Annotated in this window: 11 protein-coding genes and 1 tRNA gene; 3 read left to right on the top strand and 9 right to left on the bottom strand. The window is 70.5% G+C overall.

The window, feature by feature from the left end; genetic code table 11:
- Positions 1 to 128: 128 nt before the first annotated feature.
- From rpmE to QMF80_RS00575, 9 genes are all read right to left on the bottom strand, one after another.
- Entirely contained in the window at positions 129 to 347 is a 219-nt protein-coding gene (gene rpmE / locus QMF80_RS00615; RefSeq protein ID WP_283448538.1) for a 50S ribosomal protein L31, read from the bottom strand.
- 147 nt (positions 348 to 494) lie between these two features.
- On the bottom strand, positions 495 to 1,601 hold the full coding sequence (locus QMF80_RS00610; protein WP_283448536.1) for an LCP family protein: 1,107 nt from the start codon (positions 1,599 to 1,601) through the stop codon (positions 495 to 497).
- 306 nt (positions 1,602 to 1,907) lie between these two features.
- Positions 1,908 to 4,094: a transcription termination factor Rho gene (gene rho / locus QMF80_RS00605; protein WP_283448534.1), complete on the bottom strand. Its 2,187-nt coding sequence runs from the start codon at positions 4,092 to 4,094 to the stop codon at positions 1,908 to 1,910.
- A gap of 428 nt (positions 4,095 to 4,522) precedes the next feature.
- The gene (thrB, locus tag QMF80_RS00600) at positions 4,523 to 5,449 is read right to left on the bottom strand and encodes a homoserine kinase (RefSeq protein WP_283448532.1); all 927 of its coding nucleotides are present in this window, start codon (positions 5,447 to 5,449) and stop codon (positions 4,523 to 4,525) included.
- A gap of 324 nt (positions 5,450 to 5,773) precedes the next feature.
- Positions 5,774 to 6,844, bottom strand: a complete 1,071-nt coding sequence (gene thrC / locus QMF80_RS00595) for a threonine synthase (RefSeq protein WP_283448531.1) — start codon at positions 6,842 to 6,844, stop codon at positions 5,774 to 5,776.
- A 7-nt stretch (positions 6,845 to 6,851) separates the two neighbouring features.
- The gene (locus QMF80_RS00590; RefSeq protein WP_283448530.1) at positions 6,852 to 8,156 is read right to left on the bottom strand and encodes a homoserine dehydrogenase; all 1,305 of its coding nucleotides are present in this window, start codon (positions 8,154 to 8,156) and stop codon (positions 6,852 to 6,854) included.
- A gap of 136 nt (positions 8,157 to 8,292) precedes the next feature.
- A complete protein-coding gene (lysA, locus tag QMF80_RS00585; protein WP_283448528.1) occupies positions 8,293 to 9,684 on the bottom strand; it encodes a diaminopimelate decarboxylase in 1,392 nt (463 codons plus the stop codon).
- An 18-nt stretch (positions 9,685 to 9,702) separates the two neighbouring features.
- A complete protein-coding gene (gene nrtL / locus QMF80_RS00580) occupies positions 9,703 to 10,698 on the bottom strand; it encodes an ArgS-related anticodon-binding protein NrtL (RefSeq protein WP_283448526.1) in 996 nt (331 codons plus the stop codon).
- 10 nt (positions 10,699 to 10,708) lie between these two features.
- The gene (locus QMF80_RS00575) at positions 10,709 to 11,203 is read right to left on the bottom strand and encodes a response regulator (RefSeq protein WP_283448524.1); all 495 of its coding nucleotides are present in this window, start codon (positions 11,201 to 11,203) and stop codon (positions 10,709 to 10,711) included.
- Positions 11,204 to 11,309: 106 nt separating this feature from the next.
- Here QMF80_RS00575 and QMF80_RS00570 point away from each other — a divergent pair.
- The 3 genes from QMF80_RS00570 to QMF80_RS00560 all read left to right on the top strand — a co-directional run bounded on the left by QMF80_RS00570 (position 11,310) and on the right by QMF80_RS00560 (position 12,075).
- A tRNA-Arg gene (locus QMF80_RS00570) sits at positions 11,310 to 11,381 on the top strand.
- A gap of 113 nt (positions 11,382 to 11,494) precedes the next feature.
- A complete protein-coding gene (locus QMF80_RS00565) occupies positions 11,495 to 11,884 on the top strand; it encodes a hypothetical protein (RefSeq protein ID WP_283448523.1) in 390 nt (129 codons plus the stop codon).
- The gene (locus QMF80_RS00560; RefSeq protein WP_283448521.1) at positions 11,881 to 12,075 is read left to right on the top strand and encodes a hypothetical protein; all 195 of its coding nucleotides are present in this window, start codon (positions 11,881 to 11,883) and stop codon (positions 12,073 to 12,075) included. The genes QMF80_RS00565 and QMF80_RS00560 overlap by 4 nt, the downstream gene beginning before the upstream one ends.
- Positions 12,076 to 12,096: the final 21 nt, after the last annotated feature.

The raw sequence follows: 12,096 nt of genomic DNA, 5'->3' as shown, positions 1-12,096 counted from the left end.
GGTGAAAAGTACGAACGGGCTGCGGGAGGGCTGTACGGCGCCCACGAGGGGGCCAGGACGACAAAGGCGCCGGTCCGGCCGCCCCCGAGTGGACTGGGGGGCGGCCGCTGACCGGCGCCGTGGGCTCGCTACTTCGAGCCGGCAGCCTTGCCGAAGCGGGCCTCGAAGCGGGCCACGCGGCCACCGGTGTCGAGGATCTTCTGCTTGCCCGTGTAGAACGGGTGGCACTCGGAGCAGACCTCGGCGCGGATGGCGCCCTCGGTCAGGGTGCTACGGGTGGTGAACGACGCGCCACAGGTGCAGCTGACCTGGGTCTCGACGTACTGGGGGTGGATGTCGCTCTTCAAGGTGTCTCCTAGATCGGGAGGGCACCGGGTCGCAGGGGCCGAATTGCGCGCTGCGTGAACCGGGGCCGACGGACCAGTCTGCCAGGACCGGACCGCCTGTCAAAATTCAGGACGCCTCACATAACGGGGAGGGGGCTCCGGGTATTCCTACTGGACGATCGAACCCGCGCCGCTCCGGTCATTGGCGGAGTTCTGCAGGGCCTCGGCGGGTATCGGCTGGTCTCCGCGCAGGGCGTCCCAGACGAGCTTGGACTCCTGCTCCAGCGGTACGACGCGGTCCTTGTCCTTGGGGTAGTCCATCACCGGCAGGGTGATCATGTGCATGTTCTCGGCCCCGAGGCCCTGGAGGCCCGAGGCGAAACCCATGAGGGACTTCACGTCGCCGAGGCCCTTGTCGGTGGTGATCGCCTTGGTGGCGGTGTCCGCGACGGACAGGAGCCGCTTGGGGTTGTCGAACACCCCGATGCTCTTGACCTGCTTGATCAGCGCCTTGATGAAGGCCTGCTGGAGCTGTATTCGGCCGAGGTCGCTGCCGACGCCGACGCTCTTGCGGGTACGGACGAGGCCGAGGGCCTGTTCGCCGTTGAGCTTGTGGGAGCCGGCCGGGAGGTCGAGGTGGCTGCCTTTGTCGTCCTTGATCGGCTTGGTGGTGGTCAGCGGGACGCCGCCCAGACTGTCGACGATCTTCTTGAAGCCGGTGAAGTCGACCTCGATGTAGTGGTCCATCCGGATCCCCGACATCTTCTCGACGGTCGTGACCGCGCAGGCGGCCCCACCGACGGTGTAGGCCTCGTTGAACTGCTCGAAGGTGGCCTTCGAGGTCTTCCCGCCGCTCGTCGTGCAGGCCGGCCGGTTGATCATGGTGTCGCGCGGGATCGAGACGATACTGGCCTGCTTGTGGCCGTCGTACAGGTGGACGACCATCGCGGTGTCGGAGCGTGCCGAGCCGCCGTCGTCGGCGCCGTACTGGGCGTTGTCGCCGCCGCGGCGCGAGTCGGAGCCGAGGACGAGGATGTCCATCGAGCCGTTGTCCACGTTCTGCGGGCGGTCCTTGCCGAGCGCGGCGTCGATGTCCACGCTCTTCAGGTTGCTGTTGTACTTGACGTAGAAGTAGCCCAGTCCGGCTCCGCCCAGCACCAGCACGCCGGCCGCGGTCCACGCGGTGACGCGCAGGGCTTTACGGCCGCCGCTCGGCGGTTTGCGGCGGCTGGGCCTCGCGGCACGCCTGCGGCTGGCCCTGCTGTCCTGACTCATGCTCTCCTCAGTCCCGGTGTACCGGCGGCCCGGTCCGGACGCCTCCCCTGATCCCCGTTGTCTTCAGTGTCAGACGGCGGGGCGGATCCCAGGGTTCCATGCCAACGTGACCATTCAGTGATGAACGTACGGAGGACGTACGTCAATGGACAGCGGGTGACGGAAGGGCTACCCGGCGTTCCCCGCCCAGGCCCGTGCGGGTGCGCACCGCTCCGGCTGTGGCGAACGTCGCACCCGCGGAACGCCGCCGCCCCCGCCGGAGGACCGGCGGGGGCGGGGCGTCGTCGCTGGTGCGCGGCGCGGAGATCAGTCGTCGTTCTTGCCCGACGGGGTAGTCTTCGCGATCTGCATCAGGAACTCGGCGTTCGACTTGGTCTGCTTCATCTTGTCGAGCAGCAGCTCGATCGCCTGCTGCGAGTCGAGCGCGTGCAGCACTCGGCGCAGCTTCCAGACGATCGCGAGTTCCTCGCTGTTGAGGAGGATCTCCTCCTTGCGGGTGCCCGAGGGGTCGACGTCGACGGCGGGGAAGATCCGCTTGTCCGCGAGCTTGCGGTCGAGCTTCAGCTCCATGTTGCCGGTGCCCTTGAACTCCTCGAAGATCACCTCGTCCATGCGCGAGCCGGTGTCGACCAGCGCGGTGGCCAGGATGGTCAGCGAGCCGCCGTCCTCGATGTTGCGCGCGGCACCGAAGAAGCGCTTCGGCGGGTAGAGCGCGGTCGAGTCGACACCACCGGACAGGATGCGGCCGGAGGCCGGGGCCGCGAGGTTGTACGCGCGTCCCAGACGGGTGATCGAGTCCAGCAGGACGACCACGTCGTGACCCAGCTCGACGAGACGCTTGGCGCGCTCGATGGCCAGCTCGGCGACGGTGGTGTGGTCCTCGGCCGGACGGTCGAAGGTCGAGGAGATGACCTCGCCCTTCACCGACCGCTGCATGTCGGTGACCTCTTCCGGACGCTCGTCGACCAGGACGACCATCAGGTGGCACTCGGGGTTGTTGACCGTGATCGCGTTGGCGATGGCCTGCATGATCATGGTCTTGCCGGTCTTCGGCGGGGCCACGATCAGACCGCGCTGGCCCTTGCCGATCGGCGCGACGAGGTCGATGATGCGGGTCGTCAGCACACCCGGGTCGGTCTCCAGACGGAGCCGGTCCTGGGGGTACAGCGGGGTCAGCTTCTGGAACTCGGGGCGGCCGCGGCCCGATTCGGGCCCCATGCCGTTGGACGAGTCCAGGCGCACGAGCGCGTTGAACTTCTCGCGGCGCTCGCCGTCCTTGGGCTGGCGCACGGCGCCGGTGACGTGGTCACCCTTGCGCAGACCGGCCTTGCGGACCTGGGCGAGGGAGACGTACACGTCGTTCGGGCCGGGCAGGTAGCCCGAGGTCCGGATGAACGCGTAGTTGTCGAGGATGTCGAGGATGCCCGCGACGGGAATCAGTACGTCGTCGTCGGCGACCTGCGGCTCGTTCGGGGTGAACTCGTCGCGCCCACGACGGCCCCGGCGGTCGCGGTAGCGGCCGCGGCGGCCGCGGCGGCCGTCCTCGTCGAAGTCGTCCTGCGGGCCGTTGTCCTGACGGTCCTGACGGCCCTGGCTCTGGCCCTGACCCTGGCCGCCCTGCTGCTGGCCGCCCTGGCCCTGACCCCGGTTGCCCTGGCGGCCCTGACGGTCCTGGCGGTCGCCGCGGTCGCCGCGGTCGGCGCGCTCGGCGCCGCCCTGCTGCTGGCCCTGGCCGCCCTGCTGCTGACCCTGGCCCTGGCTCTGGGCCTGACCCTGGCCGCCCTGACCCTGGCCCTGGTTCTGGCCCTGGTCGTCGCCCTTGCCGCGGTCACGGCGGTCGCGCTGGCGCTCCGTACGGTCGCCCCGCTCGCCGCGCTCGCCGCGCTCGCCGCGGTCACGGCGGTCCCGGCGGGTGCGGCCCTCGGTGGCCTCCTGACCGGAAACGGCGGTCGCGGCCTCGGCCTTGACGTCGGGCTGCGCGGTGGCGGTCGCGGTCGCGGTGTCGGGCTTCTGCTCGACCTGCACGGCCGCGGCGGGCGCCGCGGACTCCGGGCTGCCGGAGGGGGCCGTGGCGCGGCGGCGGCGACGCTCGCCGACGGGCTGGTCCTCGCTGGCCGGCTGGCCGGGGATGTCGATCTGGGCCTGCGCGGCGGGCTTCTCGGCGGGCGCCTCGGCGGCGGCCTCGCCCGTGCGGGCCTTGCTGGTGGCGCGACGCTTCGGCTTGGCCTCGGCGTCGTCGGCGGGGGCGGAGGCCTTGGCCTTGGCGGCGGAGCCACCGGCCTGCGTCTCCTTGATGACCTCGATCAGCTGGCTCTTGCGCATCCGCGCGGTGCCCCTGATACCGAGGCCCGACGCGACCTGCTGCAGCTCGGCCAGGACCATGCCCTCGAGGCCGGTGCCGGAGCGGCGACGCTTGGGTGCGGCGCCCGCGGCGGAGGCACTGGTGTCGACACTGGTGTCGGCAGCGCCCATCAGATCGGTGGTGTCGCTCACGAAGGGTCCTTCCCTGGAGCGGACGTCGGCCTGTCTGGCTCGGCGACCGGTTGTGCTGTCCGATCGCGGTCCTTGACTTGATGGGTCGTGGACCGCAGCCCGGGCGGTGGTCCGCCGGCAGAGATACCGCGGCGGAGGGAAACGTGCATGGGTTCCGGCGAGAAGCCCCAGAGCTGGAAGCGTGGGAATGTCACGCCGATTCCGGAGCGTGCTCGAAACTGCTTGGCAGTGATCAAAGCAGTTGGGGAGGCTCCCGGAGGAAAGGTGGTCCCGAATGGGGACACTGAGCACCGAGCCATGGCGGCTTCGGATGCGCACTTGAGACTAACACTACCGGATCCAACAGACATTCCCCCTCTCAGTCACCGGCAATCGCGCCCGTCCGCGGGGGCGGCCTGCCCGGCCGCCCCGCCCCTGGCGGCTTTCGTCTAGCCGCCCTGGCTGCCCAGCGGAAGTACGCTCGCGCCCGCCGCGTCGAGGGCGAGCCGGTTGGCCGCCCACCCTTCGCCCGCGAGCTGCGCGACCTTGTCGGCCGCGTCGTTGTCGACCAGCGCGAGGACCGTGGGTCCGGCGCCGGAGATGACCGCGGGGATGCCGTCCGCCCGCAGCCTGTTGACCAGTGCCACGCTCTCGGGCATCGCCGGGGAGCGGTACTCCTGGTGGAGCCGGTCCTCGGTGGCGGGGAGCAGCAACTCGGGACGCCTGGTCAGGGCTTCGACGAGCAGGGCCGCGCGGCCCGCGTTGGCGGCGGCGTCCACGTGCGGGACGTGGCGCGGCAGGAGGCCGCGCGCGGTTTCGGTCAGTACCGGCCTGGAGGGGACGAAGACCACCGGAACGATGGAATCCGAGGGCTCCATCCGGATGGCCTTGGCGCTGCCGCCGTCCATCCAGGCCAGGGTGAAGCCGCCGAGCAGGCAGGCGGCGACGTTGTCGGGGTGGCCCTCGATCTCGGTGGCCAGTTCCAGCAGCGCGGTGTCGTCGAGGCGTGCCTCTCCGCCTATGGTCACGGCGCGGGCGGCGACGATGCCGGCGCAGATGGCGGCGGAGGAGGAGCCGAGGCCGCGGCCGTGCGGGATGCGGTTGGCGCAGACCACCTCGAGGCCGCGCGGCTGGCCGCCCAGCAGGTCGAAGGCGGTGCGCATGGAGCGTACGAGCAGGTGGCTCTCGTCGCGCGGCAGGTTGTCGGCGCCCTCACCCGCGATGTCGACGTTCAGGCCGGAGTCGGCGACGCGGACGACCACGTCGTCGTACAGACCCAGGGCCAGTCCGAAGGCGTCGAAGCCCGGGCCGAGGTTGGCACTGCTGGCGGGAACGCGCACCCGTACGGCGGCGGCGCGGAATGCTGGACCGGCCACGCTCGATGACACTCCTTGTGACTGTGCGAGATCTTTGCCGTGAATCTGCGAGCTGGGAATCTTCGCTGTGAATGTACTGGAGAACGTACGACACCCGAAGGCCCTTGGGGCAGCACCGCGTCATATGCGCGGTGGCGGATGTAAGTACAGCGTATCGAAGGAAGGTTCTCCTCCGACATAGGGCGCACAGGAGGCGCACGATGCGTGTCGCGGTGTTCCGTCACGCTTTTGTGGTCGTACGGGCCGAGTTGCCGGATTCCTGGAGTGCTCCGGGGAGCATTCCAGGAATCCGGCGACGGCGTGGCGGGACCGGCCCCCGGAGGGTCAGACCAGACCGAGGCGTACGGCGGCGGCCTCGGCGTCCACCGGGACGGTGACCGGCTGCGGAGCGCCGGCGACCGCCCAGTCGGGGTCCTTGAGGCCGTTGCCGGTGACGGTGCAGACGATCTTCTGCCCCGGGTCGACCAGGCCCAGCTCGGCGGCCTTGAGCAGACCGGCGACGGACGCGGCCGAGGCGGGCTCGACGAAGACGCCCTCCTGTGCGGCCAACAGGCGGTAGGCGGCCAGGATCTGGCGGTCCGTCACCTCGTCGATGAGGCCGCCGGACTCCTCCCGGGCCTGGAGGGCGTACTCCCAGGAGGCCGGGTTGCCGATCCGGATCGCGGTGGCGATGGTGTGCGGCTCCTTGACGACCTCGCCGCGCACGATGGGCGCGGAGCCGGAGGCCTGGAAGCCCCAGACGCGGGGGGTGCGGGAGGCGAGGCCGTCGGCCTTGTACTCCTTGAACCCCTTCCAGTACGCGGTGATGTTGCCCGCGTTGCCCACCGGGAGGACGTGGATGTCGGGCGCGTCGCCGAGCGCGTCGACGATCTCGAACGCCGCCGTCTTCTGGCCCTCGATGCGGACCGGGTTGACGGAATTGACCAGCGCGACCGGGTAGTTGTCGGCCAGCGCGCGGGCCAGCGAGAGGCAGTCGTCGAAGTTGCCGTCGACCTGCAGGATCTTGGCGCCGTGGATGAGCGCCTGACCCATCTTGCCGAGGGCGATCTTGCCCTGCGGCACGAGGACGGCGCAGACCATGCCCGCGCGCACCGCGTAGGCGGCGGCGGAGGCGGAGGTGTTGCCTGTGGAGGCGCAGATGACCGCCTTCGCGCCTTCCTCCTTGGCCTTGGAGATCGCCATGGTCATACCGCGGTCCTTGAAGGACCCGGTCGGGTTCGCACCCTCGACCTTGAGGTGGACTTCACAGCCGGTGCGCTCGGAGAGCACCTGGGCGGGGACGAGGGGCGTACCGCCCTCGCGGAGCGTGACCACCGGGGTGGCGGCCGTCACCGGAAGCCGGTGCCGGTACTCCTCGATGATGCCGCGCCACTGGTGGGTGCCGTTGTCGGTCATGGGTCCCTTACTCCCCTTCAACACGCATGATGCTGGCGACACCGCGAACGGTGTCCAGCTTCCGCAGCGCCTCGACGGTCCCGGAGAGGGCGGCGTCGGGAGCGCGGTGGGTGACGACCACGAGGGAGGCTTCGTTGCCGACCCCGTCCGGACGTCCTTGCTGCCTAACGGTATCGATGGAGACACCGTGTTCTGCGAACGTGGTCGCCACCTGGGCGAGCACGCCCGGCTTGTCGGCCACGTCGAGGCTGATGTGGTACCGCGTGACGACGTCGCCCATGGGGCTGACCGGCAGCTGGGTGTACGCCGACTCGCCGGGCCCCGTCACCTCGGCGAGCTTGTTGCGGCAGACGGCCACCAGGTCGCCGAGGACCGCGGACGCGGTCGGCGCGCCGCCCGCGCCGGGACCGTAGAACATCAAACGCCCGGCGGCCTCGGCCTCGACGAAGACGGCGTTGTACGCCTCCCGGACCGAGGCGAGGGGGTGGCTGAGCGGGATCATCGCCGGGTGGACGCGGGCGGTGACGGACTGGCCGTCCGCGGCGCGCTCCAGGATGGCGAGCAGCTTGATGGTGCAGCCCATCCGCTTGGCCGAGGCGAAGTCCGCGGCGCTGACCTCGGTCATGCCCTCGCGGTAGACGTCGTCGAGGCGGACCCGGGTGTGGAAGGCGATGCCCGCGAGGATCGCGGCCTTCGCGGCGGCGTCGTAGCCCTCGACGTCGGCGGTCGGGTCGGCCTCGGCGTACCCGAGGGCGGTGGCCTCGTCGAGCGCCTCCTGGTACCCGGCGCCGGTGGAGTCCATCTTGTCGAGGATGAAGTTCGTCGTGCCGTTGACGATGCCCATCACGCGGTTGATCTTGTCGCCGGCGAGGGACTCGCGCATCGGGCGGACCAGCGGGATGGCGCCGGCCACGGCGGCCTCGTAGTAGAGGTCCCGCCCGTGCTGGTCGGCCGCGGCGTGCAGGGCGGCGCCGTCCTGGGCGAGGAGCGCCTTGTTTGCCGACACCACGGAGATGCCGTGCTCGAAGGCGGTGGTGATCAGGGTGCGGGCGGGCTCGATGCCGCCGATGACCTCGATCGCGACGTCGATGTCGCCCCGTTTGAGCAGGGCGGTCGCGTCGGTGGTGATGAGCGCGGGATCAATGCCCTCGCGCACCTTGGAGGGCCGTCGCACGGCGACGCCGGCCAGCTCGACCGGCGCGCCGATCCTCGCCGCCAGATCGTCGGCGTGCGTCGTCATGATGCGCGCCACCTCTGAGCCGACGACTCCACAGCCCAGCAGCGCCACCTTCAGCGGACGCGTACGCATCATTCGACCCAAGCCTTTCGATCCACGAATCGATCTTCGACCAGCCCCGGCGCGCGGACGTGCGCGCGGGGTTTGAACCAGTCTCACTCAATGGACAGGAGTTTCCATCCTTGGTCCATTGAGTGAGACGGCAATTTCATTATCCGACGTCGAGACGCAGGAGATCTTCCTCTGTGTCACGTCGGACGATCACCCGGCCCGCTCCGTCACGCACGGCGACGACCGGCGGACGCAGCGCGTGGTTGTAGTTGCTCGCCATGGAACGGCAGTACGCGCCGGTGGCGGGCACCGCGATGAGGTCGCCGGGCGCCAGGTCGGCGGGCAGGAAGGCGTCCCGCACCACGATGTCACCGCTCTCGCAGTGCTTGCCGACGACGCGGCAGAGCATGGGCTCGGCGTCGGAGCTGCGCGAGACCAGTGCCACGCTGTATTCGGCGTCGTAGAGGGAGGTGCGGATGTTGTCCGACATCCCGCCGTCGACGCTGACGTACGTCCGCAGCCCGGCCAGCGGCTTGATCGTGCCGACCTCGTAGAGCGTGAAGGCGGTGGGCCCGACGATGGCGCGGCCCGGCTCGACGGAGATCCGCGGCGCGGCCAGTCCGGCGCTCTCGCACTCGCGCCCGACGATCTCGGTCAGCGCCTTGGCGATCTCGTGCGGCTCGCGCGGGTCGTCGCTGTCCGTGTAGGCGATGCCGAGGCCGCCGCCGAGGTCGATCTCGGGCAGCTCGACGCCGTGCTCGTCGCGTACGGCGGCCAGCAGCTGCACCACGCGCTTGGCGGACACCTCGAAACCGGCCATGTCGAAGATCTGCGAGCCGATGTGGGAGTGGATCCCGATCAGCTCCAGGCTGTCGTGCCCGAGGGCGCGGCGTACGGCCTCCGCGGCCTGTCCGTCGGCGACGGCGATGCCGAACTTCTGGTCCTCGTGCGCGGTCGCGATGAACTCGTGGGTGTGTGCCTCGACGCCGACCGTGACGCGGATCTGCACGCGCTGACGGACCCCCAGCTCGGCGGCGACGTGCGCGACGCGGACGATCTCCTGGAAGGAGTCGAGGACGATCCGCCCGACCCCCGCCTCGACGGCGCGGCGGATCTCGGGGAGGGACTTGTTGTTGCCGTGGTAGGCGATCCGCGCGGCGGGCATCTCGGCGGCGAGCGCGGTGGCCAGCTCACCGCTGGAGCACACGTCGAGGTTGAGCCCCTCCTCCTTGAGCCAGCGCACGACGGCCTTGGAGAGGAAGGCCTTGCCGGCGTAGAAGACGTCGGCGCCGGGCCCGAAGGCGGTCGCCCAGGCGCGGCAGCGGGCCCGGAAGTCCTCCTCGTCGAGGAAGTAGGCAGGAGTGCCGAACTCCTCGGCGAGCCGGGTCACTTCGACCCCGCCGACGCTGACCACACCGTCGCCGCCGCGGGTGACGGTCCGGGACCACACCTTCTCGGGGAGCAGGTTGAGGTCGGCGGCCGGAGGGGCGTAGTGCCCCTCGGGCATGACGTCGGCGTGACGGGGACCGGCGGGATGTGCGGAGCGGCTCATGACGCTTCTCTTTCTCCTCTAAACCACTTCAGGAATATCGACACCGAGCAGGGTCAGGCCACCGGCCAGCACCGTCCCGGCGGCTTCGGCGACTGCGAGCCGGGAACGGTGGGCGGCCGAGGGTTTCTCGTCCCCCATGGGCAGGACCTCGTACTGGAAGTCCAGGAGGGCGTCGGCGAGCGTGACCAGGTGGCGGGCGAGCCGCTCGGGCGCCCGGTGGTGCGCGGCGGCTTCGAGGGCGAGGGGATAGTCGGCGAGCGCGGCCAGCAGCGCGGGTGCGCGGCCGTCGCTCAGGCCGGTCACGTCCGTCAGGGGGCCGGGCAGCACCCCGAGCAGGGCCCCGCCGCGCGCCAGGGCCCGGGCGCGGCTGACGGCGTACCGGACGCGGAAGAACTCGCTGGCCTCGCCCTGGACGAGCAGGACGCCGTCGAAGAAGGGGGGCTGCTCGGGGTCGGTGGCGAGCATGGCCCAGCGGGCGGCGTCGCGCCCGAAGCGGCGTACGACATCCCCGTCGGCGGGGGCCACGGGCGCGACGCGGGACGGCTCGGCGGCGGCGCTCACGCCCTCGCCGCTCCCGTCATGGGCGCGCAGGATCCGTACGACGGCTTCGCGCACGGCGCGGGCGCGGAGGTCTAGGCCGGGGGCGTCGGCAGGGTCGGGGGCGTCGGCTCCGTACCGCTGGCGGATCCGCAGGCGCCGCACCAGCTCGGCCAGGTCGTCGGCGCCGCGGCGCAGAGTGAAGTTCAGGAACCCGGGACCGGTGATCTCCACGCGCTCGATCCCTTCGACCGCGCGCAGCCGCAGGGCCAGCAGGGCGGCGACCTCGGCGGGAGGCCGTCCGCTCGCCTTGGCCAGCTGGAGGGCGACGGGGCTGGCGTACTCCCCCGCTCCCCCGGGCCGGGTCCGCTCGACGACGACCCGCTCGGGCACGGCGGCCCCGGCGCCCAGCTCCCCGTCCTCGACGGCGCAGCGCACGGCGCGCACGACGGTACGGGAGAGGTCAGCGGGGGTCACGGGACCCACCCTAGGGGAGAAGGTCCCCCCGGACGCGAACCGGTTTCGCCATGTGAACGCCCCGCCCGCCACCATCGCCGCGCTTGCGCTCGACGAGCCGCCGCACGACGCGCACCAGCTCGGCGGGTTCGAAGGGCTTGGCGAGAAACGCGTCCACCTCGGCGACGGTGCCGGACTCCACCTCGTACTGCGTGCAGGCGCTGACGATCGCGACGGGCAGCGTCCGCGTCCGCGGATCGGCCCGCAGCCGGGCGACGGTCCCGAACCCGTCGAGGCGCGGCATGACGACATCGAGGGTGATCACATCGGGGCACACCCGGTGGACGACGTCCAGGCACTCGGCACCATCGTTCGCGGTCACGACCTCGAAGCCCTCCAGCTCGAGATTGACCTTGATCAGCTGCCGGATGACCTTGTTGTCGTCGACAACAAGCACCCGGCCCGAGGTGCCTGACACAACTCGAGAGTAGGTCGCCCTAAGCCCCCGCGTCCGGGTTTTTGCCACTTCCACCCCCTCCGGGCGACCCGCCCCTCCACGACCCGCAAACGGGTTCCTGATCACCCCGCGGATGCTGGTAGTGTTCAACCCGTCGCCGCACAGCGGATGACACGCCCCCGTAGCTCAGGGGATAGAGCAACGGCCTCCGGAGCCGTGTGCGCAGGTTCGAATCCTGCCGGGGGCACTTCGCAGGAAGTGCCAGAGAGACCCTCCAAACAGTGTCAGTGCTGTTCGGAGGGTCTTCTTGTATTTCGCACCGTGGATACCCGCAGACCAGATTTTCGGGGGGACAACACCGTGGACGACAGGCTTCGCGATTTCGCGAAGGGATCACCGAACTTCGGGGTCCTCTACCAACATCAGCCTCTGCTCTCTCTGTACGGCGCCTCAGCTGAGGCCACGGTGTTCACCCACCCCAACTCATCCCTGGTGCAGGCAGGACAGTTCGGCGAGGTCCTCGCGGAGGAGCTGATCACCCGCATCGGCATGCGGGTCGAGGGCGACCGCCAGATCGACCGGCTGACGGCGTTGACGCGTGCCGGGGTCCTCGTCCCCGAGATCCGTGACGACTTCGACCGGGTGCGCCGTGACCGGAACAAGGCCGCGCACAGCCACCTCTTCGACACCGCGAAACCGAGCGCTTCAAGTGCTTCGAGTACGACGAACTCATCGCCCGCGACAAAGTGAACCTCGACATCACCTGGATGAAGGACCCGGCGCTCGACGACGCCGACAGCCTGCTGCCTCCCGAGGTGATCGCGCAGGAGATCGTGGAGGACTTGCAGGCCGCGCTCAGCGAGTTCGCCGCGATCGCGGAGGCGCTCGGTGGCGAGATCTCGGCCGACACTGACGAGATCCAGCCAGGGGAAGGTGCTTAATCCGCAAGTGAGTTGACCCGC

Origin of the sequence: Streptomyces sp. G-G2, from assembly GCF_030063135.1 — a bacterium.
Classification (GTDB): Bacteria; Actinomycetota; Actinomycetes; order Streptomycetales; family Streptomycetaceae; genus Streptomyces.
Note: the sequence above shows the minus strand (reverse complement) of the source record. Positions and strands in the feature narration are given on the sequence as shown.

Excerpts from the sequence above, each read along its gene's own strand:
- QMF80_RS00590 (WP_283448530.1), bottom strand. The coding sequence starts at position 8,156 with ATGATGCGTACGCGTCCGCTGAAGGTGGCGCTGCTGGGCTGTGGAGTC.
- thrC (WP_283448531.1), bottom strand. The coding sequence starts at position 6,844 with ATGACCGACAACGGCACCCACCAGTGGCGCGGCATCATCGAGGAGTAC.
- QMF80_RS00610 (WP_283448536.1), bottom strand. The coding sequence starts at position 1,601 with ATGAGTCAGGACAGCAGGGCCAGCCGCAGGCGTGCCGCGAGGCCCAGC.
- lysA (WP_283448528.1), bottom strand. The coding sequence starts at position 9,684 with ATGAGCCGCTCCGCACATCCCGCCGGTCCCCGTCACGCCGACGTCATG.